Origin of the sequence: Citrobacter sp. RHBSTW-01013 (genome assembly GCF_013781985.1) — a bacterium.
Lineage (GTDB): Bacteria > Pseudomonadota > Gammaproteobacteria > Enterobacterales > Enterobacteriaceae > Citrobacter > Citrobacter braakii.
The window spans coordinates 3,476,614-3,502,508 of sequence record NZ_CP056185.1; the positions used below are offsets into that span (position 1 = coordinate 3,476,614).

The following is a 25,895-nucleotide window of genomic DNA, read 5'->3' on the forward strand; positions in this document are numbered from 1 at the left end:
GTGTTCTGTCCATCCTTCAGGTAATCGTTATCTTTTACCCGTAGGCCTGATAAGCCTCCAGACCTACGGGGCAGGTGATACTCTTATTTACTACACGTCCAGCAGAAGACGAGTCGGATCTTCCAGCAACTCTTTAATGGTTACCAGGAAGCCTACTGACTCACGACCATCGATCAAACGGTGGTCATAAGACAGCGCCAGATACATCATCGGCAGGATTTCAACCTTGCCGTCTACGGCCATCGGACGATCTTTGATGGCATGCATACCCAGGATGGCGCTCTGCGGTGGGTTGATGATCGGGGTAGACATCAGGGAACCGAACACGCCACCGTTAGTGATGGTGAAGTTACCGCCCGTCAGATCGTCGACCGTCAGCTTGCCGTCGCGACCTTTAACTGCCAGTTCTTTAATATTTTTCTCGATGTCAGCCATACCCAGCAGATCCACATCACGCAGGACCGGCGTGACCAGGCCACGCGGCGTGGAGACCGCCATGCTGACATCAAAGTAGTTGTGGTAAACCACGTCATCACCGTCGATGGACGCGTTCACTTCCGGATAGCGTTTCAGCGCTTCAACAACCGCTTTCACGTAGAAAGACATAAAGCCCAGACGGATACCGTGACGTTTCTCGAACGCGTCACCGTACTGCTTACGCAGATCCATGATTGGCTTCATGTTGACTTCGTTGAACGTGGTCAGCATGGCGGTGGAGTTTTTCGCTTCCAGCAGACGCTCAGCTACGCGTTTGCGTAGACGGGTCATCGGAACACGTTTTTCGCCACGAGCACCCAGTTGAGCCTGTGGTGCAGGCGCGGCGGCCGGCGCTTTGGCTTCTGCTTTCGCAGCCGGCGCTTTGGCCAGATGCTTTTCAACATCTTCACGCGTGATACGACCACCGACGCCGGTGCCATTGATGGCGCTGGCTTCGAGATTATGCTCACCCAGCAGGCGACGGATCGCCGGGCTCAGGGCATCGTTGTTCTGTTCAGCAAGAGACGCCTGCTGGCGTTGTGCCGGAGTAGAATCTTTCTCTTCAGACTTGGCGCTGGTCTCTTTGCCAGAGCTGTTGCCTTCACGCAGGCGACCGAGGATCTGGCGAGAAGTGACGGTTGTCCCTTCATCTTCCAGAACCGCATCAAGAATACCGTCCGCTGATGCCGGTACTTCCAGTACCACTTTGTCAGTTTCGATTTCTACCAGTACTTCATCACGACGTACTGCATCGCCCGGTTTTTTGTGCCAGGTTGCAACCGTTGCATCCGCTACGGATTCAGGCAGGTCGGGAACAAGAATATCTACGCTACTCATTATTTATCCTTTATTTAATCGACGTTCAGCGCGTCATTAACCAGATCTTGTTGCTGCTTCTGGTGAACGGACATATATCCTACTGCCGGAGAGGCAGAGGCCGGGCGACCTGCATAACGCAGAGCTGACCCAAATGGAATTACTTCACGGAAATGATGCTGGCTGCAGTACCATGCGCCCTGGTTGAGCGGCTCTTCCTGGCACCAGACAAAATCATGTACATGAGCAAACGGTTTCAGCGCTTCCTGCACCGCTTTATGCGGGAACGGATAGAGCTGTTCGATACGCACAATGGCGACATCTTTTTGGTCGTTCTTGCGGCGTTGCTCCAGCAGGTCGTAATAAACCTTACCAGAACACATCACGACACGCTTCACGCCTTTAGGATCAAGTTCATCTACTTCGCCAATGGCTGGCAGGAAGGTGCCATTTGCCAGTTCGTCCAGCGTGGACACCGCCAGCGGATGACGCAGCAGCGACTTCGGTGACATCACTACCAGCGGACGACGCATTCCGCGCAGCGCCTGACGACGAAGCATGTGGTAAACCTGTGCCGGGGTAGACGGGACGCAAACCTGCATGTTTTGCTCAGCGCAAAGTTGCAGATAACGTTCCAGACGCGCGGAGGAGTGCTCCGGCCCCTGACCTTCATAGCCGTGTGGCAGCAGCATAACCAGACCGCACATACGGCCCCATTTCTGCTCGCCGGAAGAGATGAACTGGTCGATAACCACCTGCGCACCGTTGGCGAAGTCACCGAACTGCGCTTCCCAGATAGTCAGGGTGCGCGGTTCTGCCGTGGCATAACCGTACTCGAATGCCAGCACCGCTTCTTCAGACAGCACGGAGTCCCATACGCGGAACGTGCCCTGGCCGTTATGCACATGCTGCAGCGGAGTGTACGTTGAACCATTCGCCTGGTTATGAATCACCGCATGACGGTGGAAGAAGGTTCCGCGGCCAGAGTCTTCACCCGACAGACGTACCGGAATGCCTTCATCAACCAGCGTGGCGTAAGCCAGATTCTCTGCGCCACCCCAGTCGAACAGCTTCTCGCCTGCGGCCATGGCCTGACGGTCGCCGTAAATTTTGGCAACACGCGACTGCATTTCCACCGCTTCAGGCACGGTGCTGATGCGTTTTGCCAGCTCCTGCAGACGCTTCATCTCAACTTTGTTCGGGTAGTTTTCATCCCATTCGTGGTTGAGGTACGGAGACCAGGTGAAGGAGTGCATATTCATTGGACGCCACTCTTTCACCACGCATTCGCCTGCGTCCAGCGCGTCACGATACAGATTGACCATTTCGGTCGCATCTTCCAGCGTAGCGACGTTGTCCGCTTCCAGCTTGTCAGCGTAGATTTTGCGCGGGGTCGGATGCTTTTTGATTTTCTGATACATCAGCGGCTGGGTTGCGCTTGGCTCGTCGGCTTCGTTGTGGCCGTGACGGCGGTAGCACACCAGATCGATGAAGACATCGCGTTTAAAGGTATTACGGAAATCCAGTGCCAGACGCGTTACGAAAGCGACCGCTTCTGGGTCATCCGCGTTCACGTGGAAAATCGGCGCCTGAACCATCTTACCGATGTCGGTGCAGTACGGTGTAGAACGTGCATCTAGCGGGTTAGAGGTGGTGAAGCCCACCTGGTTGTTGATAACGATGCGAACGGTACCGCCCACTTCGTAACCACGCGCTTTCGACATGTTCAGGGTTTCCTGAACCACGCCTTGCCCGGTTACTGCCGCATCACCATGAATAGTGATTGGCAGCACTTTATTGCTGCTCGGCTCGTCCAGACGATCCAAGCGTGCACGTACGGAACCGATAACCACCGGGCTAACGATTTCCAGGTGCGACGGGTTAAACGCCAGCGCCAGATGCACCAGACCGCCTTCGGTTTCGATATCCGATGAGAAGCCCATGTGGTACTTCACGTCACCGGTGCCGAGGTGTTCTTTATGTTTGCCCGCAAATTCGTCGAATAGATCCTGCGGCTTTTTACCCAGCACGTTAACCAGGACGTTCAGACGACCACGGTGCGCCATACCCAGTACCACTTCACGGGTACCGCTGTTACCGGCGTGGCGGATCATCTCTTTGAGCATTGGGATTAACGCATCACCGCCTTCCAGCGAGAAGCGTTTCGCGCCCGGGAATTTTGCACCCAGGTAGCGTTCCAGACCTTCCGCTGCGGTCAGTTCGCTGAGGAAGCGTTTCTTCTCTTCACTACTGAACGCAGTACGACCAGACTCGATACGCTGCTGAAGCCAGCGTTTTTCTTCGGTGCTGGTGATGTGCATATACTCGGCGCCAATCGGGCCGCAGTAGGTTTGTTTCAGCGCGACAACCAGGTCGCTCAGCTTCATCGTGTCTTTGCCACCGGCAAAAGAACCCACGTTAAAGCTTTCCTGGAAATCCGCATCGGTCAGATCGTGGAAGGAGGGATCGAGATCGGCCACATTTTCTTGCTGCCACAGTCCCAGCGGATCGAGATTCGCATGCTGATGACCGCGGAAACGATAGGCGTTAATGAGCTGCAGGACTTTAACCTGCTTCACATTGGCATCAGGGTCGGAAATAGAAGAAGAGTAACGTGGGGTAATCAACGCCTGTCGACGGAAATAATCACGTGTTTTTGAGTGGAGTTGATCCGGTTTGACTCCGGTACCAGGTAACTGCTGGAACGTCGAACGCCAGTTAGCATCTACCGAGTCAGGGTCGGTTAAGAAGTCTTCATAGAGCTGTTCTATCCAGCTCTGGTTAGAACCAGAGAGGTAAGAAGAGTCCAACCAGGCTTTCAAAGCGCTGTTCTGCATCGTGATCCCTTAAGCATTTGTATGCTTATTTCGCCGTGGATACTACCACGCACACCGATGTGCGTGCCGGGGTTCACTTGTTGCGGACTGTCGTGTCATCTGCGTCCGCTAAGGAACCTTTAAAAACTGTCTAATAATCGTCGTCGTTCAGGCTGCGATTATTGCTATCAATGTGGCAGTTTTTAGAGGTTTCCCTGCACGGCCGGGGAATCTCTTCCCCGGCAACTACAACTACTTATGCACTACGTTTGAGCAGCATCGACTTAATATGACCGATGGCGCGCGTCGGGTTCAGCCCTTTAGGACATACGCTGACGCAGTTCATGATGCTATGACAGCGGAATACGCTGAAAGCGTCACTTAAACCTTCCAGACGGCTGTCGGTCTCGGTATCGCGGCTATCAATTAAGAAGCGATACGCGGCCAACAGGCCTGCCGGGCCAATAAACTTGTCCGGGTTCCACCAGAATGATGGGCAGGACGTTGAGCAGCATGCACACAAAATACATTCATACAGCCCATCGAGCTTCTCACGCTGCTCTGGCATTTGTAAATGCTCACGAGCCGGAGGATTTTTCCCATTATTCAACAAGTAAGGCTTAATCTTCTCATACTGTGCGTAGAATTGCCCCATGTCTACCACCAAATCGCGCACAACCGGTAAACCTGGCAGCGGGCGAATGACAATTTTCTTGCCCGGCTGATTCAGCGCAGAAATAGGTGTGATACAGGCCAGTCCATTTTTGCCGTTCATGTTCAGACCGTCGGAGCCGCAAACCCCTTCACGGCATGAGCGACGAAACGACAGCGACGGATCTTTTTCTTTCAGCTGCATCAACGCATCCAGCAGCATCATGTCGCGCCCTTCTTCCGCCTCCAGGGTGTAATCCTGCATGCGCGGAGCGTCGTCAACATCCGGGTTATAGCGATAAACTGAAAACTCGAGTTTCATTGTCCTGTCTCCGCATTAATAAGTACGAATCTTCGGCGGGAATGCCGGGCGCAGCTTCGGTTCCATATTGACTTGACGTCGCGTCATGGATTCCGACTCTGGCAGGTACAGGGAATGGCACAGCCAGTTTTCGTCATCACGTTCCGGGAAGTCGAAGCGGCTATGCGCGCCACGGCTTTCGGTACGGAAGTTTGCAGATACTGCAGTGGCGTACGCGGTCTCCATCAGGTTATCCAACTCCAGACACTCAACGCGCTGGGTGTTGAACTCACTGGAGGTATCGTCCAGACGGGCATTTTTCAAGCGTTCGCGAATCGCTTTCAGCTCTTCCAGGCCCTTCGCCATCGCATCGCCTTCGCGGAATACCGAGAAGTTATGCTGCATACATTCTTGCAGCGCTTTACGAATTGCCACCGGGTCTTCACCGTTACGGTTACCGTTCCAGCGATTTAGACGCGCCAGAGAAGCGTCGATTTCATCTTCGGTTGCATCCAGCAGGTCACCCTGCTCTGCGATAGATTCCTGCAGATGCAGACCCACGGCACGACCAAATACCACCAGGTCAAGCAGAGAGTTGCCGCCCAAACGGTTAGCACCGTGAACCGATACGCAGGCGATTTCACCGACGGCAAACAGCCCTGGGATCACCACATCTTCGCCCTGCTCATTCACGGTCAGCGCCTGGCCGGTGACTTTGGTCGGAATACCGCCCATCATATAGTGGCAGGTTGGGATAACCGGGATCGGCTCTTTCACCGGGTCAACGTGAGCAAAGGTACGGGACAGTTCGAGAATACCCGGCAGACGGGACTCCAACACTTCTTTACCCAGGTGGTCGAGTTTCAGTTTGGCGTGCGGCCCCCACGGACCGTCGCAGCCGCGACCTTCGCGGATTTCGATCATGATGGAACGCGCCACCACGTCACGCCCCGCCAGGTCTTTCGCATTCGGGGCATAACGCTCCATGAAGCGCTCACCGTGTTTGTTCAGCAGGTAGCCACCTTCACCACGACAGCCTTCTGTTACCAGAACACCCGCGCCAGCGATACCGGTTGGGTGGAACTGCCACATCTCCATATCCTGCACCGGCACGCCAGCGCGAATAGCCATACCGACGCCGTCACCGGTGTTGATGTGGGCGTTGGTAGTGGACTGATAAATACGGCCAGCACCGCCGGTCGCCAGCACGGTTGCGCGAGCTTTGAAGTAAACGACTTCACCGGTTTCGATACACAGCGCGGTACAACCAACAATCGCGCCATCGGCATTTTTCACCAGATCCAGCGCATACCATTCGGAGAAGATGGTGGTATGGTTTTTCAGGTTCTGCTGATACAGCGTGTGCAACAGCGCATGGCCGGTACGGTCTGCCGCTGCCGCGGTACGTGCCGCCTGCTCGCCGCCGAAATTCTTCGACTGGCCGCCAAACGGACGTTGATAAATTGTGCCATTATCGAGGCGAGAGAACGGCAGCCCCATGTGGTCCAGCTCCAGAATCGCTTCCGGACCGGTTTTACACATATATTCAATAGCGTCCTGGTCACCAATGTAGTCCGACCCTTTGACGGTGTCGTACATGTGCCATTCCCAGTTATCTTCATGGGTATTACCGAGCGCAACGGTGATGCCACCTTGCGCAGATACGGTATGGGAACGGGTTGGGAACACTTTGGAGAGCAGCGCACAGGTCTGACCGCTCTGGGAAATTTGCAGCGCCGCGCGCATACCTGCGCCGCCGGCACCAATCACAACAGCATCAAATTCTCTGACTGGCAGTTTCATTACACACCCCACACCACAACAAATCCATAAATGACGTAAACCACCAGCGCAACGACGATAGCCAGTTGCAGAATCAGGCGCACGGCCAGCGGTTTAACGTAGTCGGTCAACACCTGCCACATGCCGATCCAGGCATGAATCAAGATGGAGAAAAGAGCCAGCAGGGTGAAGACTTTGGTGAATGCCGATGAGAAGAAACCGGTCCAGACTTCAAACGTCAGTTCGCCGCTGGTGGCGAAGAAGCCGACCATATAGATGATGTATAACGTCAGAACGATAGCGGTAGCACGGACCAGAATGAAGTCATGTACGCCGTTGCGTCCTAATGCGGAGGCGTTGCTTACCATACGAGGACTCCTGCGAGAAGTGAAAGCACGACAATGATAACGAAACAAATTTTGGCGGAACGTGTCCCTGCTTCGAGGGTTTCTTCGATATAGCCAAAATCCATCAACAGATGGCGAATGCCCATTACGGCGTGATATGCCAGCGCAATCAGGATCCCCCACAGAATTAACTCCACAAAGAAGTTATTCATAATGGATGACGCCGCGAGGAAACCTTCAGGGGAGGAAAGGCTGGTACCCAATAACCACAACAGAATCCCGACCGCCACGAAGGTGATCACTCCGGATACGCGATGGAGAATGGACGCTATCGCCGTGATTGGGAACCGGATCGTTTGTAGATCCAGATTGACAGGTCTTTGTTTTTTCACATTTCTTATCATGAATAACGCCCACATGCTGTTCTTATTATTCCCTTTGGACTTCGGGTACAGAAGATGAAGACACCTGTAGCCTGAAAGACGACGGGATTTCCTTCCTCCGGTCTGCGTGCGGGTCAGACAGCGTCCTTACTATAACTACGCGTCATATAAAACACTGCTTCCAGATGCTAAAACGACACGTTACAACGCTGGTTGGCTCGGGATTGCAGGGTATTCCGGAGACCTGGCGGCAGTATAGGACGTTCACAAAATCATTACAATTAACCTACATATAGTTTGTCGGGTTTTATCCCGAACAGTGACATAGGTCACGATAACAACATTATTTTAATTTTTAACCATCTAATTTGACAATCATTAAACAAAGTTGTTACAAACGACACCAGAAAAAGCATATAATGCGTAAAAGTTATGGGGTCACTCTTTCACCGGACATTTAGTTATGTAACAGTGTGGAAGTATTGACCAATACAGTCAGGACAGTTATTAGTGATAGACAGGTTTAATAATTCGGATTGCTAAGTTCTTGATTTGCAGTTTATTCGCCATGAAAAGACCGTTTTACCTGCAAGCGCCCATAGCTCTGTACCCAGGTTATCCCCTCTTTCGCAGAGCGGCGAGCCAAATAACAAACTGGTAACGGTTCATTGATGTACGAAGGCAAATGTGAGTTCCAGCAGTCTTAAGCAATAAGGCGCTAAGGAGACCGTAAATGGCTGATACTAAAGCAAAAATCACTCTAAATGGTGACTCTGCTATTGAACTGGATGTGCTGAAAGGTACGCTCGGTCAAGATGTTATTGATATTCGTAGTCTTGGCTCAAAAGGGATGTTTACTTTTGACCCAGGTTTCACCTCTACCGCATCCTGCGAATCCAAAATTACTTTCATCGACGGTGACGAAGGTATTTTGCTGCATCGCGGCTTCCCGATTGATCAGTTGGCGACCGAGTCGAACTATCTGGAAGTGTGTTATATCCTGCTGTACGGCGAAAAACCGACGCAGGAGGAGTACGACGAGTTCAAAACCACAGTCACTCGCCATACCATGATCCACGAGCAGATCACCCGCCTGTTCCACGGTTTCCGCCGCGACTCTCACCCGATGGCCGTTATGTGTGGTGTTACCGGGGCGCTGGCTGCGTTCTACCACGACTCGCTGGATGTGAATAATCCGCGTCACCGTGAAATCGCCGCCTTCCGTCTGCTGTCCAAAATGCCGACCATGGCAGCGATGTGCTACAAATATTCCATCGGACAGCCGTTCGTGTACCCGCGTAATGACCTCTCCTACGCCGGTAACTTCCTGAACATGATGTTCTCCACGCCGTGCGAAAAATACGAAGTGAATCCGATTCTGGAACGCGCAATGGACCGTATCTTGATCCTGCACGCTGACCACGAACAGAACGCCTCAACCTCTACCGTTCGTACCGCCGGTTCTTCTGGCGCTAACCCGTTTGCCTGCATCGCGGCCGGTATTGCTTCCCTGTGGGGACCAGCACACGGCGGAGCAAACGAAGCTGCGCTGAAAATGCTGGAAGAAATCAGCTCTGTTAAACACATTCCGGAATTTGTTCGCCGCGCGAAAGACAAGAATGATTCCTTCCGCCTGATGGGCTTTGGTCACCGTGTTTATAAAAACTATGACCCGCGCGCCACCGTCATGCGTGAAACCTGCCATGAAGTACTGAAAGAACTGGGCACCAAAGATGATCTGCTGGAAGTGGCGATGGAACTTGAACACATTGCGCTCAACGACCCGTACTTCATCGAGAAGAAACTCTACCCTAACGTAGATTTCTACTCCGGCATCATCCTGAAGGCGATGGGTATTCCGTCTTCCATGTTCACCGTTATCTTCGCCATGGCGCGTACCGTGGGCTGGATTGCACACTGGAACGAAATGCACACCGACGGCATGAAAATCGCTCGTCCGCGTCAGCTGTACACCGGCTACGACAAGCGCGATTTTAAGTCTGATATTAAGCGTTAATTGTCTGCCGGATGGCGCCAGCGCCTGTCCGGCTTACAGCCATTAATTCTCCCGGGTCGGACAAGGCATTGAAGCCAGAATCCGACCTGTTTTTTTTGATGCATATTATTTTATTCTCATCATGCTTTCTCTATGATTTACTGAGATTTCCGTCATTTCACTCAGGAGCATGGGATGCCTGTTTTGCAGTGGAGCCTGTTGTTTCTGCTATCGCTCCTTCTTTCCCTGTTCTTTTTGTTTATACACCTTCCAGGACCGCTGCTGCTAGGTTCGATGATCGTCGGCATCATATTCAGTATGCGCGGCATCTCACTGCACCCTCCCCGCTGCACATTTCTTGGCGCGCAGGCGATTCTCGGCTGCATGATTGCCCAAAACCTGACTGGCTCAATCTTAACGACCCTTACGGCCCACTGGCCGATGGTGATTATCATCCTGCTGGCGACCCTTATCAGCAGCGCGGTAATCGGCTGGCTGCTGGTTCGCTACAGTAACCTACCGGGAAACACCGGTGCATGGGGCTCGTCACCTGGCGGTGCGGCGGCAATGGTGGCGATGGCGCAGGAATATGGTGCCGACATCCGGCTGGTGGCGTTTATGCAGTATCTGCGCGTACTGTTGGTGGTTGGTGCGGCGGCACTGGTCACCCGAGTGATGATGGGCGACCAGGCCCAAACGGTCAGTGAGCAAATCGTCTGGTTTCCGCCGCTGAGCAGCAATCTGTTCAGTACCCTAGCGCTGGCCGCCGTTGCCGGTACGGCCGGACGTGTATTGCGTATCCCCTCTGGCGTCATGTTGCTACCGATGCTGGCAGGCGCATTGCTGAATGCCGGAGGCGTGATGGTGATCGAACTACCGGAATGGTTGCTGGCGATTGCCTATATGGCCATCGGCTGGCAAATCGGTCTGGGCTTTGACAAGCAGATCTTTTTAATGGCGTTGCGCCCCTTACCTCAAATCCTCTTGTCCATTTTTTCACTGATGGCGATCTGCGCCGCTATGGCCTGGGGACTGGCGCATTACCTGCAGATAGATTTTCTTACCGCCTATCTGGCGACCAGTCCAGGCGGCGTGGATTCTGTTGCGGTGATTGCCGCGGGGAGTCACGCCGATATGGCGCTGATCATGGCGATGCAAACCCTGCGGCTATTCAGTATTTTATTGACTGGCCCGGCGGTGGCGCGGTTTATTTCAGTACACGCGCCAAAGCATCCCGCTTAGTGCTGACATCCTGGACACCAGTAAAAGGGTCGTGAAGAGAGCGTCGTTTTTTCGATGATTCCGCCACAGCGCTCACAGGCTTCACCATCCTGGTGAAAGACCTTAAAGCGAAACAGCGCGCCGTGATGTTTGTTCTCATCCACCAGCCCGCGGGTGTTATAGGACAAACGAGGAATATCAAGCAGCGCATGCGCCAGCGCATCCAACTGCTCATCTCCGAGCATCGACGCTTTATGCTGCCCGGTCAGCCCTACCTGCCAGAGAATCTCTACCCGCAGGTAGTTACCTAATCCCGCCAGAAACGCCTGGTCCAACAGCAGGCCAGAAAACTGGCGATTGCGAAAACGCGGGGATAACAGACGCGCTTTCACGTCATCGGGCGTTAAACGTAAATCCAGGACGTCTGGCCCAACCCGTTGCAGGAACGGGTGGGTAGCGAGCTGTTCCGGCGTCAGCATGTCGATATCAGAGGCGCTATAGAGCAGAATAGTTTTGTCGTGTGTTTGCAACCTGACACGCAGAACCCGCGAAGTCTGCGGTATTTTTCCGGTATCCACTACTCGCCACACGCCATAGAGCTGATTGTGGCTGTACAGCGTCAATCCATTAGAAAAACGGGTCAGCAATGCTTTACCCCGCGTTTCAAGCTGGGTAACACTCTGCCCAATCAGTTGAGATTGATACGGTTTTAGCTGCTCAAAGGCAAACCAGACATCGGTCAGGGGTTTGCCTTTGACTGCCGCCTCCAGGTTATCCGCCGCGCGGCGGATCTCCGGGCCTTCAGGCATAAGACTGTCCTTTTTTAATGTGTTGCACCGCCCGTCACTGCGATATCACTCTCCACCTGCAACGCGGTGGCAATCGCAACTTCCAGCGCCCGGCGCACCGTGTCCGCTGCCATACTTGGCGCCCCGGGATGCTGTGCAGCCTGTTGCGGCAAATAAGGGATATGGATAAATCCTCCCTTTACCGCCGGAACGTCACGTAGTTTATGCAGCAGGCCATACATCACGTGGTTACACACGAAAGTGCCCGCGGTCTGGGAAACCGAAGCCGGAATTCCCGCGTTGCGCATGGCAACAACCATCGCTTTGATCGGCAACGAACTAAACCACGCCGCCGGACCATCGGCCACAATCGGCACATCTACCGGCTGTTGACCCTGATTATCCGCAATACGCGCATCGTCAACGTTGATCGCCACGCGCTCCACGGTGACATCCGTGCGTCCACCCGCCTGCCCCACCGCCAGCACCAGTGATGGCGACAGCGCGTCAATCGCACCATTGAGTACGGCAAGAGACTCGCCAAAGACGCACGGCAGTTGGCGAGCAACGACGCGGCATCCGCCGATGATAGCATTGTCGAGGCCCGAGACCACTTCCCAGGAAGGGTTAACTGACTCGCCGCCAAAGGGTTCAAATCCCGTGATGAGTACTGTTTTCATCCTGTCACCTTACAAGAACATCAGGAAATACATCAGGAACACGTTGACCAGCAACAGCAGTATGCCGGTTGGCACCTGCGCTTTAATCACCGCGTTTTTATCCGGCAGCTCCAGCAGCGCTGCAGGAACAATGTTAAAGTTTGCCGCCATCGGCGTCATTAACGTCCCGCAATAGCCAGAGAACATACCAATTGCCGCCATTACTGCCGGATTGCCGCCGTGCTGCAGCACGAGGATCGGAATCCCAATTCCAGCGGTCACGATCGGGAAAGCGGCAAACGCATTGCCCATGACCATCGTCAGCAATGCCATGCCGAGGGTGTACACCGCCACTGCGATAAAGCGGCTATCCACCGCCAGGTATTCTTGCGTTAGCCAGGAAATACCGCTGCCTACGCCCGCTGCCGTAAACAACAGCCCGAGCGTGGCCAAAATCTGCGGCAGGATGAACGCCCAGCCGATGGAGTCCAGCAGACGGCGCGCCTCCTGAATCGGTTGATGAACCCGCTCATGGGTCATTTTTATCGCCATCGCCAGACCAATCAACGAGCCTGCGGTCATGGAAAAGAGCGTCACCAGAGTGGCGTGATTACCCGGCCCAAACAGCGCATCCTGTAAGCCCGGAATATGGTTGAACATCAGCACGCCAATAACCGTTACCACCGGAATTGCCAGCGCCGGGAAAAACAGGCGATTACCCAGACGACTGGCGCTTTCTTCGCGCTGTTGCTGCGTTCGTTGATGGTAGCTTCCCAGCTTCACGCCGCCAAAACCGGCGATCAGGGCCAGCACGACCACCGCAACGCCAACGGCAATATGCACCGTGCGTTTGTCGCCAAACAGCGAGTATGTCCAGTCGCCAAGCAGAAACAGTACGCCATATATGCCCCAAAACAGGCCGGTGGTGAAGCGACGCGGGTTCGCTTTGTCCTGCCAGGACATCAGCGCCACAATCAGTAATACCGCTCCCGCCAGCCAGTAGAGATAGCTTTGTTGAAAATTCATTTCGCTTCCCCTTTCGCTGCGGCATTCGCTTTCGCCACCTCACGTTGCAAATAGCTATCCAGACGCCACAGACGCGTACCGTGGATCAGGAATGCACAAATTGCCGTAGGGATCCCCCACAAGGCAATATGCAGCGGTTCGGTCTGGATCCCACCAGACTCCAGCATAAAGTTGTGCATAAAAATGATGGCGCCGAAGGCAACAAAGATATCTTCACCGAAGAACAGTCCGACGTTATCGGTCGCAGCTGACATGGCGCGCAGACGATAGCGTACCGCCCCAGGTATCTCGCCGTGATTTTTCTCTGCGGCTCCTTCCGCCATCGGCGCCAGCAGCGGACGCACCATCTGCGGATGCCCCCCCAGACTGGTCAGCCCTAACGCAGCGGTCGCTTCGCGAATGAACAGATAGACAATAAGCAGACGGCCACTGGTGGCGCTGCGGATTTTTGCAATCCACGCCTGAGCACGCTCTTTGAGTCCGTGGCGTTCCAGCAGGCCAATAACCGCCAGCGGGATCAGCAGGATAAATGGCAGGTTGCGGGTGTTAAGAAAACCTTCACCCAGCTTCTCAAGGATAGTGGCGATCGGCATATGCGCCGCCAGCCCCGTGACGATCCCGGCAATAATGACCACCAATACCGGGTTAAAACGTAAAAGAAATCCGACCACGATGACGGCGATCCCCGTCAATGGCCAGAGAGAAATTACCTCTCCCATAATTCAGTCCTGTATATGTTGTTGTGTAATATCTTATTGTTTTTTATGAATAAATTTATGCACTAATTTGAATATTGCATGCATTGAATGCGGCTCGCAAGCGACGGGCAAAAGCGAGTGCGTGCTCACCATCCCCGTGAATGCATACCGTCTGGGCTGTCACGCTCGCCCACGTTCCACTCTGGCTTTTTACTCTGCTGGATTGCACCATTTCTAGCGTTTGCGCCAGCGCCTGCTCTTCATCCTCAATCAATGCGCCCGGCTGGCTGCGCGGCACCAGACTGCCATCCGCCTGATAACCCCGATCGGCAAAAACCTCCTGACGTGTTACCAGACCATAGCGTTCTCCGGCACGAATCAGTTCGCTTCCCGCCAGCCCTACCAGAACCAGCGACGGATCGCAGGCATACACCGCTTGAGCAATAGCATCCGCCAACTGAGGATCTTTCGCCGCCTGGTTATAAAGCATACCGTGCGGTTTAACATGACGCATTACGCCGCCCTGCGCACGCGTGATGGCAGCCAGCGCACCAATTTGATACAGCGTCTGCGCATACACCGTTTCCACAGGCAGGGTCATGGCGCTACGGCCAAAATTTTCCCGATCCGGAAAACTCGGATGCGCGCCTATCGCTACGCCATTTTTTAGCGCTTCGCGCACGCTTAAAAGCATCGTCTGCGCATCACCGGCGTGAAACCCACAGGCGATGTTGGCTGATGACACCAGTTGCAGCAGCGCTGCATCGTTAGGGCATCCCTCACCAAGGTCTGCGTTGAGATCAATTTTCATTGTTAAGTCGCCATGTTAACTGTTCCAGATAACGCTGCCGATCGTGGCGCGCCTTAAGCGCTTCCTCCAGCGAACACTGCACAAAATGAATCGGCTGGCCGAGCGGGATCTGCGCCAGATGATACATATCTGCTTCGATGATACAGGCGATACGCGGATAGCCGCCCGTCGTCTGAGCATCGTTCATCAGCACGATGGGCTGACCATTATGCGGAACCTGCACTACGCCAGGGAGCAAACCATGCGACAATAGCTCGCGATCGGTCGTGCGCGTCAGCGACTGCCCCTGCAAGCGATACCCCATACGGTTGCTTTGCGGACTCAGCTGCCACGGGGAGCGCCAGAAAGAAGCCTGCGATACTTCGTCAAACTCCTGGTATTCAGGCCCGGGGAGCGCACGAATGTGGTTGCCCCACATCAGCTGTTTTACGCCCTGCGGTCCGCTGAATTGCCGGGTCGATGCGCCAATTGCCAGCCGATCGCCATCGCGCAGCAGACGCCCTTCCAGCCCGCCAATTCCGACTTTGAGATCGGTACTGCGCGAGCCCATTACTTCGGGTACATCAAAACCGCCCGCTACCGCCAGATAGCTGCGCATGCCGTGATGTGGACGTTTTAGCGTCAGACGCTGCCCGGCTTTCACCGGCAGCCGCCATCCGCTCCATACTGGAGTACGATCCAGGTGCGCTTCACATCCCGCACCGGTCAGGGCAAACCAGCCATCGGTTTCAAATTCCACCACCAGTTGCCCCAGTGTGATTTCCAGCGCAGCGGCATTCGCATCATTACCTACCAGCAGGTTAGCAACGTTCAGCGCCGGTTTATCCAGCGCGCCACAGTGACTGATTCCGGATTGACGAAAACTATGGCGTCCCCCGTCCTGTACTGAGGTGTACATGCCAGCGCGAATGATGTTTAACATATCCCCTCCTTCTGCGGGACAAAACGCACGGTATCGCCAGCTCGTAACAGAATCGGCTCCTGCCGTTTTGGATCAAATAACGCAACGGAGGTACGGCCAATCAATTGCCATCCACCTGGCGTGGAAAGCGGATAGACCCCCGTTTGGGATCCGCCAATACCCACAGAACCTGCCGGAACAAGCAGACGCGGTTCCGCACGCCTCGGAGTATGGAGCGGTTCAGGTAAGCTCCCGAGATAGGGAAATCCCGGCTGAAAACCGATAAACCACACCACATAATCAACCGACGCATGAAGTTCGACGACCTGCTTGTCACTTAATCCACTGTGCCGGGCGACCTCTGCCAAATCGGGGCCGAACTCACCGCCATAGGTCACGGGAATTTCAATAAAGCGCGAGTCCGGCTCCAGCGCCTCACTCTCTTCCCACCAGCGCTGCAGGCGTTCAATCGCATCCAGCGCCAGCGTTTTCGGGTCGCGCAGGGTAACCGTGATATTGTTCATTCCCGGAATAGCTTCCAGCACATTCGGGGCATCAACCAGACGCTGGGCCAGACGCCAGATGCGTTTCTGAGTCGCCAGCGTAATGGGAGGTTCCAGCTCAAGAACCACCGCACTTTCACCTAACAGATAACAACGCGCTCGCTGCACTTTCGTCCCTCTTTATTACGCTGGATTAGGAATATCGATAAAGGTTACGTCCAGATCGGTATTTTCATTCAGCCATTCGCTCAATGCGCGAATGCCGCCGCGTTCGGTCGCATGGTGACCAGCAGCATAAAAATGCAACCCTTGCTCGCGGGCTGAGTGAATGGTTTGCTCTGAAACTTCACCGGTGATAAAGGCATCAACACCAAACCGGGCTGCGCTATCAATGAAACTCTGACCGCCCCCTGTACACCAGGCGACGCGCTGAACTTTTTCCGGCCCGGTATCACCACACCATAACGGTTTACGGCCTAAACGCGCTTCAATCCACGATGCCAGCTCCAGCCCCGGAACCGGCATGGAGAGTTCTCCCCATGGCACCAGCGGCTCGATTTCACCCATGACGGTGATCCCCAACAGCGCTGCCAGTTGCGCGTTATTACCCAGTTCCGGGTGAGCATCCAGCGGCAGGTGCCAGCCATACAGGTTGATATCATTTTCCAACAGCGTTTTCAGACGATGGCGCTTCATACCGCGAATAACCGGCGATTCGCCTTTCCAGAAATAACCGTGATGAACGATGACCGCATCCGCCTGCAGGCGTACCGCCTCGTCCAGTAACGCCTGACTTGCGGTCACGCCGGTCACGATTTTATGCACCGTCTCTTTGCCCTCAACCTGCAAACCATTCGGCGCATAGTCGCTAATGGCGGCGCTGTTCAGTTTGTCGTTGATCAGTTGTTCCAGTTCGGTGTTTTTCATCATCGTCCTCGTAGTCATAAATTCTGCCTGCCCAATCAGCAACACAGCTTAGGTTAAAATAGCGTTCCCGCTTGCGTTCGTCGATAGACATTTCACTGACACATCAAGAAACAATCACACCCGATTTGAACGCAATTTGCTTACCCCCACGCGATCTAATTCATGTATATTTATGCAATCAGACAGCATATTGCAAAAATAATCAGATCTGTATCAAAGTTAAAACTTTAAGGAAACACACTCGCGCAGCACGTTCAGCCTGTCGCGAGGCATTTACTTCGAGAAAAGAATGAATAAACAAGCATCTCAACCACGGGCGATTTATTACGTCGTTGCGCTACAAATTTGGGAATACTTCAGTTTTTACGGCATGCGTGCATTGCTGATCCTGTATCTCACTAACCAGCTTAAGTACGACGATAATCACGCATATGAACTGTTCAGCGCCTACTGCTCGCTGGTCTACGTCACGCCCATACTTGGGGGATACCTGGCCGATAAAGTGCTCGGCAATCGAATGGCGGTGATGATCGGCGCATTTTTAATGGCAGTGGGGCATCTGGTATTGGGCGCCAGCGAAATGGCCCCGACGTTCCTTTATTTGTCGCTGGCGATTATTGTCTGTGGCTACGGTCTGTTTAAATCCAACATCAGTTGCCTGTTAGGCGAGTTGTATCAGCCTGAAGACCCTCGCCGTGACGGTGGATTCTCTCTGCTCTACGCTGCCGGTAATATTGGTTCAATCATCGCGCCCATTGCCTGCGGCTACGTGCAGGAAGAGTACAGTTGGGCGATGGGCTTTGCGCTGGCGGCGATTGGCATGCTGGCGGGGCTGGTGATTTTCGTATGCGGTAATCGCCATTTCGCCCATACCACCGGCGTCAACAAGGCCGTCTTGTGTGCGAAAAAATATATGCTGCCAAACTGGGCCTGGTTATTAGTTCTGCTGGTTGCAGCACCGCTGCTGATTACCGTTCTGTTCTGGAAAGAGTGGTCCGTTTACGCACTGATCGTTGCTACTGTTATTGGTCTGGCGGTTCTGGCGAAGATTTACCGCCAGGCGCAGACCCAGAAACAGCGCAAAGAGCTGGGGCTTATCGTTACGTTGACCTTCTTCAGTCTGTTGTTCTGGGCCTTTGCTCAACAGGGCGGCAGTTCGATTAGCCTGTATATCGACCGCTTCGTTAACCGCGATATTCTGGGATATTCCGTCCCTACTGCGATGTTCCAGTCGGTTAACGCCTTTGCCGTTATGCTGTGCGGTATCGTGCTGGCCTGGGTGGTCAAAGAAAGCGTTAGCGGTAATCGTACCGTCCGTATCTGGGGTAAATTTGCCCTTGGCCTCGGTTTAATGAGCGCCGGATTCTGTATTCTGACCTTGAGCGCCCGCTGGTCTGCGGCTTACGGTCACTCTTCCATGCCGCTGATGGTATTGGGGCTGGCGGTCATGGGCTTTGCCGAGCTGTTTATCGATCCGGTGGCTATGTCTCAGATTACACGTATTGAGATCCCAGGAGTGACCGGCGTATTAACGGGTATCTACATGCTGCTTTCCGGAGCCATCGCCAACTACCTGGCCGGCGTTATCGCCGATCAGACCTCACAAGGTTCGTTTGACTCAGCGGGCGCTATCAATTATTCCATCAATGCATATATTGATGTCTTTAGCGAAATAACCTGGGGCGCGCTGGCCTGTGTGGTGCTGGTGCTGCTGATTTGGCTGTACCAGTCGCTGAAGTTCAGAAATCGTCCGCTGGCGGTAGAGTCCTGAGTTTACAGGCCCGATGATGGGATAAGATTCGGGCCTGTTTTTCTGGAGATTATGCATGGTTTACAGCCAAATCCGCTTCTGAAACACCGGTCACCAGTTTTACCATTTCGCGTTCTATTCCCTGTTCCAACATGGTTTGCGCTATACGTAATGCCGCTTCTTGTTTTCCTTGTTGTAGTCCTTGTTGTAGACCTTCCTGTAATCCATCTAACCGTAACCGCTCTGCAATAGTCATCAGCCTCTCCTTGTGTTGGGGGATCCGTTGTGTCATCTCTTGCATAAACTCATTAAAGCGAGATTCATCGCCAGATTGTAGAATGTAATTAAACATCGCTTGTAATTGCGTGTCATTAGCGCATCCAGTAAGTAGCAGCGTGGTCAGTTGCTCTACCAGCCCCATCAAATCCCGCCGACGGATATGTTTTTGCATTAATTCCAGCAGCGCCATTCGCCTGTGAGCCATGATCTCATCATCGGGTACCACCGTTATGTCCACCAACGGAAATGCGCTGGAATAAAGTTGTCTTGCCACCACGGAGTCGGCAAAGGCATCCAGCCAGCACAACGAGTACGGATAAGGGCTTCGGCAGCCATGATAAAACAGCATCGGTATCACCAGCGGCAGTTCCTTATGCCCTGCGTCCAGATGGCGCTGCATCGCCGCCATCGCATAACGCAACAGACGAAAAGCCATATGCGGCTCGGCTGAACTTTGATGCTCTAAAACCACATAGACATAACCGTCGCCGTCGCGAGTGTGCAAAGACCAGAGCACGTCGGAGTAGCGCGAACGTAAATCCGCTTCAATAAAGCTTTCTGACTCCAGCTTCAGCGAATTCAAATCGCAAAGTGTCCGCAGTTCAGCTGGCAGGTGAATGTCGAGAAAATCCCGCGCAGTTTCGGGATGATGTAAAAACGTTTTAAACACCGCATCGTGCGGTGTGGATGTCGTTGGCGTTGTCATTAATTTCCGTCATCTGAATGAAGATGACGGAAATTTACTGCTGAGGGAAAACTTATGCAGCAGGGTATTCACGGTACTGAGAGCACGTTTCAGCGCTAATAGCTCCCGACTGCAACATGTTCATTCTGCTGGAAGGCATTACGCAGAAATCCGTCACATACTTATCCCTTGCGCGCCGCCTCATAGGCCGCCAGCGTCGCCAGTCTTGCCTGTTTATGATCGACAATCGGACGAGGATAGTTAAGCGTAACCTGCGCTTTTTCAGCCCATGTCCACGGGTCATGAATGGCTTTACCCGGCACATCGCGCAGTTCCGGCAGCCACTGGCGGATAAACTCACCGTCGCGGTCAAATTTTTCGCCCTGAGTCGTGGGGTTAAAGATACGGAAATACGGTGCGGCGTCGGTCCCGGTTGAGGCCGCCCACTGCCAGCCGCCGTTATTGGCCGCCAGATCGCCATCGATCAGTTGCGACATAAAATATTGCTCGCCTTTACGCCAGTCGATCAGCAGATCTTTCACTAAAAAACTGGCCGTAATCATGCGTAATCGATTATGCATCCAGCCCGTGGCGTTGAGCTGACGCATCGCCGCATCCACAATCGGGTATCCCGTGTTCCCTGTTTGCCAGGCATGCAAATGTGCCGGATTATTCTGCCATTGCACGCGATCGGTCCAACGGATAAACGGTTGATGCCGACACAGCGCCGGATGGTAAGTCATCAGATGACGATAAAATTCACGCCAGATAAGTTCGTTCAGCCAGACGCTGCCTTCCCCTCCTTCAAGCGCCTGCGGCTGCTCCGCAAGCAGTCGATTCAGGCACTGGCGCGGCGACAATCCCCCTGTCGCCAGGCTCGCGGATAATCGACTGGTACCGTCAACCGCAGGGAAATCACGCTGTTGCTCATATTCTCTCGCGGCCTGCTGGCAAAACTGGCGTAATTGCGCGATAGCCAGTTTTTCTTCTGCCACAAACCGCTGCGTATCAAAATCTTGCTGCGGATAGCTCAGCGTTATTGATGTTAACAGAGCGTCAAGAGCGCCGCTTTCTCTCACCTTCGGCGCACTAACGCATTCTGGAACACCCTCTTTAATCCGCTTCAGCCAGGCATTTTTAAACGGTGTAAAGACTTTATACATCTCGTGATTGCCGGTCATGACCGCCCCTGGAGGCAGGATCACGCTGTCGTCAAACCCTTCACACACCACATGGGGTAGTACCTTCTCAACGGCGACATCACGCTGACGTTCGTTTATTTCGTATTGATAGTTATAAAACAATCGGCTGACGCTATGCTGTGCGCAGACGTTTTTGACGGTTTCCACGCTGGTCGCAAAATCTGCAACTTCATCAAACAGAAGCGGGATGCCTTTTTCCGCCAGCGCCGTCTGCAACGCATTCAACTGCGCACTCACAAATGCCGCCTGACGTGGGGCCATTTCGTGCGCCTTCCACTGCTCAGGAGTAGAGATATATAGCGCGATGACCTGCGCAGTACGATCCCGACAAGCCGCCGCCAGCGCGAGGTTGTCATGCAGACGTAAATCACGTCGAAACCAGACCAGATGGGTGGTCATAATACTCCCGGATATAAATTAATCATTGCCACTCGTTATCTATTACACCGACAAGTGTAGACGTCGGCGCATAAAAAAAACCGCCACATTACTGTGAGCGGTTTTCTTGAGCAAGAACGATAACTTAGTAGAAATCGCAGGTGGCTTTTTCAGCCTGCTCCATCCACACCGGTTTATCACTGGTTTTAGACCAGACGCGGTGCAGGTAGCTGTAAAAACGAGCGCGGTCTTTCCAGAACAGCATGACCGGTAGCGCCAGCACGCCCGCCACTACGGCAAAGGTACGGCGCAAGAAAACAATGTGTGCTGGATATTCTTTATAAAAGTCCATAATCCTCTCCCATATATCTGTTCGGTGAATAGCACCGGAAAAATAAACTTGGTTAACTGATGAAAATAATACCGCCTTGTGTGTAATTTTGCTACTCATCCGACCACTTATTTTTATCTATTGATGCTCCGTTTAGCATAAAACTGTAATTAAGTTACATAAAAGTTAAATTAATACTAACCATTAGTTAAATAATGGTTTTTGCCATTTTTATACTTTTTTTACACCCCACCCGCTGATTTTTGCGAAATCTTTGCAAGCAAAAACCTACGCTCTGGTTATCACATTTATGCCACTGGAGGTGCACTGTGAGTGCAGGCGTGATAACCGGCATTGTGCTGGTCTTTTTATTATTAGGTTACCTGGTCTATGCCCTGATCAATGCGGAGGCGTTCTGATGGCAGCCCAAGGATTTTTACTCATTGCCAGTTTCTTGCTGGTGCTATTTGTCATCGCCAGACCGTTGGGATTTGGGCTGGCTCGACTGATCAACAATACGCCCCTGCCGGGCCTGGTTGGCGCGGAGCATTTACTCTGGCGCGGTCTGGGCATCTCGCAGCAGGAAATGAACTGGCGGCAGTATCTGCTGGCTATCCTTGCTCTCAATGCGCTGGGCCTGCTGGTCCTGTTTTCGATGCTAATGGCGCAAAACCTGCTGCCGTTAAATCCCCAGCAACTGCCAGGGCTTTCGTGGGATCTGGCGCTCAACACGGCGGTGAGTTTTGTCACTAATACCAACTGGCAATCCTATGCTGGCGAAACCACCTTAAGCTATTTCAGCCAGATGGCCGGGTTGACCGTGCAGAATTTCCTGTCTGCGGCGACCGGAATTGCGGTGATTTTTGCCCTGACCCGCGCTTTCACACGCCAGAGTATGAACACGCTGGGCAACGCCTGGGTCGATCTGGTTCGCATTACGCTGTGGATCCTCGTCCCTATTGCGTTGCTCATTGCCCTGTTCTTCATTCAGCAAGGTACTTTGCAAAACATATTGCCTTATCAGCCCATCACCACCCTTGAAGGGGTGAAACAGCTGCTGCCAATGGGGCCAGTCGCCTCACAGGAAGCGATTAAGATGCTCGGCACTAACGGAGGGGGATTCTTTAACGCTAACTCATCGCATCCGTTTGAAAACCCAACCGCACTGACCAATCTGGTACAGATGCTGGCTATTTTCTTAATTCCCACCGCGCTGTGTTTTGCCTTTGGTGATGTAGTGGGCGATCGTCGTCAGGGGCGGACCTTACTGTGGGCCATGTCACTGATTTTTGCGGTCTGCGTTGCCGTCGTGATGTGGGCCGAAGTTCAGGGCAACCCGCACCTGATGGCATTCGGTGCCGACAGCAATATCAACATGGAGGGCAAGGAGAGCCGCTTTGGCGTGCTGGCCACGAGTCTCTTTTCCGTCGTCACCACAGCAGCATCCTGCGGGGCTGTCGATGCAATGCATGACTCCTTTACCGCACTGGGCGGCATGGTACCTATGTGGCTGATGCAGATTGGTGAAGTGGTCTTCGGCGGTGTGGGTTCAGGTCTGTACGGCATGCTGCTGTTCGTGCTGCTGGCGGTATTTATCGCCGGGTTAATGATTGGCCGTACGCCGGAGTATCTCGGTAAGAAAATCGACGTGCGCGAAATGAAAATGACCGCGTTGGCGATTCTGGTCACCCCTACGCTGGTCCTGCTCGGTACAGCGATCGCCATGATGAGCGATGCCGGGCGCAGCGCCATGCTTAATCCAGGTCCTCACGGCTTTAGTGAAGTCCTGTATGCCGTGTCATCTGCCTCGAACAACAACGGTAGCGCCTTTGCCGGATTAAGCGCCAATAGCCCGTTCTGGAACTGCCTGCTGGCCCTGTGCATGTTCTTCGGTCGCTTCGGCGTGATCATCCCCGTGATGGCTATTGCCGGGTCGCTGGTCAGTAAAAAGATCCAGCCAGCAAGCCCAGGCACGCTACCTACCCACGGCGCGCTGTTTGTCGGGTTGTTAATCGGTACGGTGTTACTGGTTGGCGCTCTCACCTTTGTTCCTGCCCTGGCGCTTGGCCCGGTCGCAGAATACCTGTCATTACACTGAGTGATGCGGAGCACATTACTATGAGTCGCAAGCAACTGGCGCTGTTCGAACCCTCTCTGGTCGCACAGGCGCTGATGGACGCCGTGAAAAAATTAAGCCCACATACCCAGTGGCGTAACCCGGTGATGTTTATCGTCTGGCTGGGCAGTTTGTTAACAACCCTGTTAACGGTGGCGATGGCAACAGGTCATATGCAGGGCAGCCCGTGGTTTACCGGCGCGATAAGTCTGTGGCTGTGGATTACCGTTCTGTTCGCCAACTTCGCTGAGGCGCTGGCGGAAGGTCGCAGTAAAGCTCAGGCTAATAGCCTAAAGGGAGTCAAAAAAACCGCCTTTGCCCGTAAACTTCGCGAACCCAAATACGGCGCGGCAATGGATCACGTTCCTGCCGATGATTTACGGAAAGGGAATATCGTGCTGGTGGAAGCTGGCGATATTATCCCGTGTGACGGCGAGGTCATTGAAGGTGGCGCATCAGTAGATGAAAGTGCCATTACCGGTGAATCCGCGCCTGTGATTCGTGAATCCGGTGGCGATTTCGCCTCCGTCACCGGCGGGACCCGCATCCTCTCCGACTGGCTGGTTATCGAATGCAGTGTAAACCCCGGTGAAACGTTCCTCGACCGGATGATCGCCATGGTTGAAGGCGCGCAGCGGCGTAAAACGCCCAATGAAATCGCCCTGACGATCCTGCTGATTGCCCTGACCATTATCTTTTTGCTGGCGACCGCCACGCTATGGCCGTTTTCCGCCTGGGGTGGTAGTGCGGTCAGCATCACGGTGCTGGTTGCCTTGCTTGTGTGCTTGATCCCTACAACGATAGGCGGACTGCTCTCAGCGATTGGCGTCGCCGGGATGAGCCGCATGCTGGGCGCAAATGTCATCGCTACCAGCGGACGTGCAGTAGAGGCGGCAGGTGACGTAGACGTACTGCTGCTGGATAAAACAGGCACCATTACGCTGGGTAACCGTCAGGCTTCGGATTTTCTGCCCGCCCACGGCGTGGACGAAAAAACGCTCGCCGACGCCGCACAGCTTTCATCGCTGGCCGATGAAACGCCGGAAGGCCGCAGCATCGTGATCCTGGCAAAACAGCGCTTTAATCTGCGTATTCGCGACGTGCAATCGCTGCACGCTACCTTTGTGCCGTTTACCGCCCAAAGCCGGATGAGCGGCATCAACATCGACAACCGAATGATCCGCAAAGGGTCGGTCGATGCCATTCGTCGGCACGTTGAAGCCAACGGCGGCCACTTTCCCGCCGATGTGGAGCAGAAGGTCGAAAGCGTCGCTCGCCTTGGCGCAACGCCGCTGGTGGTTGCCGAAGGCTCCCACGTACTGGGTGTGATTGCGCTGAAAGATATTGTGAAAGGCGGGATCAAAGAACGTTTTGCTCAACTGCGCAAAATGGGGATTAAAACGGTGATGATCACCGGCGATAACCGCCTGACCGCTGCCGCGATCGCCGCTGAGGCCGGAGTGGATGACTTCTTAGCTGAAGCCACGCCGGAAGCCAAGCTGGCGCTGATTCGTCAGTATCAAGCGGAAGGTCGTCTGGTGGCGATGACCGGCGACGGAACCAATGACGCTCCAGCCCTGGCGCAGGCCGACGTTGCGGTCGCCATGAACTCGGGAACTCAGGCAGCGAAAGAAGCAGGTAACATGGTGGATCTCGACTCCAACCCCACCAAACTGATTGAAGTAGTGCACATTGGTAAACAAATGCTGATGACGCGCGGTTCGCTGACCACTTTCAGTATTGCCAACGACGTCGCGAAGTATTTCGCTATTATCCCGGCCGCCTTCGCCGCCACCTATCCGCAACTCAATGCGCTGAACGTGATGGGACTGCATTCGCCAGACTCGGCGATCCTCAGCGCGGTTATCTTTAACGCGCTGGTTATCGTCTTTCTGATCCCGCTGGCGCTAAAAGGCGTGAGCTACAAACCTTTGTCCGCATCCGCGATGTTGCGCCGCAATTTGTGGATCTATGGTTTGGGCGGTTTGATTGTGCCGTTTATCGGTATCAAAGCGATTGATTTACTGCTGACCCTGCTGGGTCTGGTGTGA

General features: G+C 53.8%; 23 protein-coding genes. 6 read left to right on the plus strand and 17 right to left on the minus strand.

What is annotated here, in order from left to right:
• Window positions 1–90: 90 nt before the first annotated feature.
• The 6 genes from odhB to sdhC all read right to left on the minus strand — a co-directional run bounded on the left by odhB (window position 91) and on the right by sdhC (window position 7,609).
• On the minus strand, window positions 91–1,314 hold the full coding sequence (gene odhB / locus HV350_RS16830) for a 2-oxoglutarate dehydrogenase complex dihydrolipoyllysine-residue succinyltransferase (protein WP_016156001.1): 1,224 nt from the start codon (window positions 1,312–1,314) through the stop codon (window positions 91–93).
• A gap of 14 nt (window positions 1,315–1,328) precedes the next feature.
• Complete coding sequence (sucA, locus tag HV350_RS16835) at window positions 1,329–4,130, minus strand: 2-oxoglutarate dehydrogenase E1 component (RefSeq protein WP_016152283.1); 2,802 nt, start codon at window positions 4,128–4,130, stop codon at window positions 1,329–1,331.
• Window positions 4,131–4,365: 235 nt separating this feature from the next.
• Window positions 4,366–5,082, minus strand: coding sequence for a succinate dehydrogenase iron-sulfur subunit SdhB (sdhB, locus tag HV350_RS16840; protein ID WP_003022921.1), 717 nt, complete (start codon window positions 5,080–5,082; stop codon window positions 4,366–4,368).
• A gap of 15 nt (window positions 5,083–5,097) precedes the next feature.
• Complete coding sequence (gene sdhA, locus HV350_RS16845) at window positions 5,098–6,864, minus strand: succinate dehydrogenase flavoprotein subunit (RefSeq protein WP_003022919.1); 1,767 nt, start codon at window positions 6,862–6,864, stop codon at window positions 5,098–5,100.
• Window positions 6,864–7,211: a succinate dehydrogenase membrane anchor subunit gene (gene sdhD / locus HV350_RS16850; RefSeq protein WP_005122550.1), complete on the minus strand. Its 348-nt coding sequence runs from the start codon at window positions 7,209–7,211 to the stop codon at window positions 6,864–6,866. The genes sdhA and sdhD overlap by 1 nt, the downstream gene beginning before the upstream one ends.
• A complete protein-coding gene (gene sdhC / locus HV350_RS16855; RefSeq protein WP_016152282.1) occupies window positions 7,205–7,609 on the minus strand; it encodes a succinate dehydrogenase cytochrome b556 subunit in 405 nt (134 codons plus the stop codon). The genes sdhD and sdhC overlap by 7 nt, the downstream gene beginning before the upstream one ends.
• 697 nt (window positions 7,610–8,306) lie before the next feature.
• Between sdhC and HV350_RS16860 the strand changes: the two genes are divergently transcribed.
• Together HV350_RS16860 and HV350_RS16865 are read left to right on the plus strand one after the other, a co-directional pair.
• Window positions 8,307–9,590 (plus strand): citrate synthase, encoded by a 1,284-nt coding sequence (locus tag HV350_RS16860; protein WP_016152281.1) that lies wholly within the window; start codon window positions 8,307–8,309, stop codon window positions 9,588–9,590.
• 174 nt (window positions 9,591–9,764) lie between these two features.
• Window positions 9,765–10,811, plus strand: coding sequence for an AbrB family transcriptional regulator (locus HV350_RS16865; RefSeq protein WP_181628963.1), 1,047 nt, complete (start codon window positions 9,765–9,767; stop codon window positions 10,809–10,811).
• Here the strand turns inward: HV350_RS16865 and nei are convergent.
• From nei to ybgI, 8 genes are read right to left on the minus strand one after another with little or no spacing between them, the layout of a single operon-like run.
• The gene (gene nei, locus HV350_RS16870) at window positions 10,808–11,599 is read right to left on the minus strand and encodes an endonuclease VIII (protein WP_181628965.1); all 792 of its coding nucleotides are present in this window, start codon (window positions 11,597–11,599) and stop codon (window positions 10,808–10,810) included. The genes HV350_RS16865 and nei overlap by 4 nt on opposite strands.
• A gap of 14 nt (window positions 11,600–11,613) precedes the next feature.
• The gene (gene pcp / locus HV350_RS16875; RefSeq protein ID WP_016155998.1) at window positions 11,614–12,258 is read right to left on the minus strand and encodes a pyroglutamyl-peptidase I; all 645 of its coding nucleotides are present in this window, start codon (window positions 12,256–12,258) and stop codon (window positions 11,614–11,616) included.
• Between the two features lie 9 nt (window positions 12,259–12,267).
• On the minus strand, window positions 12,268–13,263 hold the full coding sequence (locus tag HV350_RS16880; protein WP_016152277.1) for a DUF979 domain-containing protein: 996 nt from the start codon (window positions 13,261–13,263) through the stop codon (window positions 12,268–12,270).
• Window positions 13,260–13,982, minus strand: coding sequence for a DUF969 domain-containing protein (locus HV350_RS16885; RefSeq protein WP_003831395.1), 723 nt, complete (start codon window positions 13,980–13,982; stop codon window positions 13,260–13,262). Before HV350_RS16885 ends, HV350_RS16880 begins: the two co-directional genes overlap by 4 nt.
• A gap of 55 nt (window positions 13,983–14,037) precedes the next feature.
• Window positions 14,038–14,772, minus strand: coding sequence for a 5-oxoprolinase subunit PxpA (pxpA, locus tag HV350_RS16890; protein WP_181628967.1), 735 nt, complete (start codon window positions 14,770–14,772; stop codon window positions 14,038–14,040).
• Entirely contained in the window at window positions 14,762–15,694 is a 933-nt protein-coding gene (gene pxpC, locus HV350_RS16895) for a 5-oxoprolinase subunit PxpC (protein ID WP_047359481.1), read from the minus strand. Before pxpC ends, pxpA begins: the two co-directional genes overlap by 11 nt.
• A complete protein-coding gene (gene pxpB / locus HV350_RS16900; RefSeq protein WP_046274709.1) occupies window positions 15,688–16,344 on the minus strand; it encodes a 5-oxoprolinase subunit PxpB in 657 nt (218 codons plus the stop codon). Before pxpB ends, pxpC begins: the two co-directional genes overlap by 7 nt.
• A 15-nt stretch (window positions 16,345–16,359) precedes the next feature.
• The gene (gene ybgI, locus HV350_RS16905; protein WP_016152273.1) at window positions 16,360–17,103 is read right to left on the minus strand and encodes a radiation resistance protein YbgI; all 744 of its coding nucleotides are present in this window, start codon (window positions 17,101–17,103) and stop codon (window positions 16,360–16,362) included.
• A gap of 289 nt (window positions 17,104–17,392) precedes the next feature.
• On the opposite strand from ybgI, the gene dtpD reads away from it, so the two are divergent.
• Window positions 17,393–18,874: a dipeptide permease DtpD gene (gene dtpD / locus HV350_RS16910; protein ID WP_075846917.1), complete on the plus strand. Its 1,482-nt coding sequence runs from the start codon at window positions 17,393–17,395 to the stop codon at window positions 18,872–18,874.
• 49 nt (window positions 18,875–18,923) lie between these two features.
• Here dtpD and HV350_RS16915 read toward each other — a convergent pair whose 3' ends face one another.
• The 3 genes from HV350_RS16915 to HV350_RS16925 form a co-directional block, all read right to left on the minus strand.
• Window positions 18,924–19,838 (minus strand): Rpn family recombination-promoting nuclease/putative transposase, encoded by a 915-nt coding sequence (locus HV350_RS16915; protein ID WP_181628969.1) that lies wholly within the window; start codon window positions 19,836–19,838, stop codon window positions 18,924–18,926.
• A gap of 161 nt (window positions 19,839–19,999) precedes the next feature.
• Window positions 20,000–21,418, minus strand: coding sequence for a deoxyribodipyrimidine photo-lyase (gene phrB / locus HV350_RS16920; RefSeq protein WP_053388602.1), 1,419 nt, complete (start codon window positions 21,416–21,418; stop codon window positions 20,000–20,002).
• Window positions 21,419–21,542: 124 nt separating this feature from the next.
• Window positions 21,543–21,749: a YbfA family protein gene (locus HV350_RS16925; protein ID WP_003022870.1), complete on the minus strand. Its 207-nt coding sequence runs from the start codon at window positions 21,747–21,749 to the stop codon at window positions 21,543–21,545.
• 308 nt (window positions 21,750–22,057) lie between these two features.
• On the opposite strand from HV350_RS16925, the gene kdpF reads away from it, so the two are divergent.
• The 3 genes from kdpF to kdpB are packed head-to-tail and all read left to right on the plus strand — an operon-like array spanning window position 22,058 to window position 25,895.
• Entirely contained in the window at window positions 22,058–22,147 is a 90-nt protein-coding gene (kdpF, locus tag HV350_RS16930; protein WP_001670793.1) for a K(+)-transporting ATPase subunit F, read from the plus strand.
• On the plus strand, window positions 22,147–23,826 hold the full coding sequence (kdpA, locus tag HV350_RS16935) for a potassium-transporting ATPase subunit KdpA (protein WP_046274707.1): 1,680 nt from the start codon (window positions 22,147–22,149) through the stop codon (window positions 23,824–23,826). The genes kdpF and kdpA overlap by 1 nt, the downstream gene beginning before the upstream one ends.
• Before the next feature lie 20 nt (window positions 23,827–23,846).
• Entirely contained in the window at window positions 23,847–25,895 is a 2,049-nt protein-coding gene (kdpB, locus tag HV350_RS16940; protein WP_181628971.1) for a potassium-transporting ATPase subunit KdpB, read from the plus strand.

Excerpts from the sequence above, each read along its gene's own strand:
- odhB (WP_016156001.1), bottom strand. The coding sequence starts at position 1,314 with ATGAGTAGCGTAGATATTCTTGTTCCCGACCTGCCTGAATCCGTAGCG.
- sucA (WP_016152283.1), bottom strand. The coding sequence starts at position 4,130 with ATGCAGAACAGCGCTTTGAAAGCCTGGTTGGACTCTTCTTACCTCTCT.
- sdhB (WP_003022921.1), bottom strand. The coding sequence starts at position 5,082 with ATGAAACTCGAGTTTTCAGTTTATCGCTATAACCCGGATGTTGACGAC.
- sdhA (WP_003022919.1), bottom strand. The coding sequence starts at position 6,864 with ATGAAACTGCCAGTCAGAGAATTTGATGCTGTTGTGATTGGTGCCGGC.
- sdhD (WP_005122550.1), bottom strand. The coding sequence starts at position 7,211 with ATGGTAAGCAACGCCTCCGCATTAGGACGCAACGGCGTACATGACTTC.
- sdhC (WP_016152282.1), bottom strand. The coding sequence starts at position 7,609 with ATGTGGGCGTTATTCATGATAAGAAATGTGAAAAAACAAAGACCTGTC.
- HV350_RS16860 (WP_016152281.1), top strand. The coding sequence starts at position 8,307 with ATGGCTGATACTAAAGCAAAAATCACTCTAAATGGTGACTCTGCTATT.
- HV350_RS16865 (WP_181628963.1), top strand. The coding sequence starts at position 9,765 with ATGCCTGTTTTGCAGTGGAGCCTGTTGTTTCTGCTATCGCTCCTTCTT.
- nei (WP_181628965.1), bottom strand. The coding sequence starts at position 11,599 with ATGCCTGAAGGCCCGGAGATCCGCCGCGCGGCGGATAACCTGGAGGCG.
- pcp (WP_016155998.1), bottom strand. The coding sequence starts at position 12,258 with ATGAAAACAGTACTCATCACGGGATTTGAACCCTTTGGCGGCGAGTCA.
- HV350_RS16880 (WP_016152277.1), bottom strand. The coding sequence starts at position 13,263 with ATGAATTTTCAACAAAGCTATCTCTACTGGCTGGCGGGAGCGGTATTA.
- HV350_RS16885 (WP_003831395.1), bottom strand. The coding sequence starts at position 13,982 with ATGGGAGAGGTAATTTCTCTCTGGCCATTGACGGGGATCGCCGTCATC.
- pxpA (WP_181628967.1), bottom strand. The coding sequence starts at position 14,772 with ATGAAAATTGATCTCAACGCAGACCTTGGTGAGGGATGCCCTAACGAT.
- pxpC (WP_047359481.1), bottom strand. The coding sequence starts at position 15,694 with ATGTTAAACATCATTCGCGCTGGCATGTACACCTCAGTACAGGACGGG.
- ybgI (WP_016152273.1), bottom strand. The coding sequence starts at position 17,103 with ATGAAAAACACCGAACTGGAACAACTGATCAACGACAAACTGAACAGC.
- dtpD (WP_075846917.1), top strand. The coding sequence starts at position 17,393 with ATGAATAAACAAGCATCTCAACCACGGGCGATTTATTACGTCGTTGCG.
- HV350_RS16915 (WP_181628969.1), bottom strand. The coding sequence starts at position 19,838 with ATGACAACGCCAACGACATCCACACCGCACGATGCGGTGTTTAAAACG.
- phrB (WP_053388602.1), bottom strand. The coding sequence starts at position 21,418 with ATGACCACCCATCTGGTCTGGTTTCGACGTGATTTACGTCTGCATGAC.
- HV350_RS16925 (WP_003022870.1), bottom strand. The coding sequence starts at position 21,749 with ATGGACTTTTATAAAGAATATCCAGCACACATTGTTTTCTTGCGCCGT.
- kdpA (WP_046274707.1), top strand. The coding sequence starts at position 22,147 with ATGGCAGCCCAAGGATTTTTACTCATTGCCAGTTTCTTGCTGGTGCTA.
- kdpB (WP_181628971.1), top strand. The coding sequence starts at position 23,847 with ATGAGTCGCAAGCAACTGGCGCTGTTCGAACCCTCTCTGGTCGCACAG.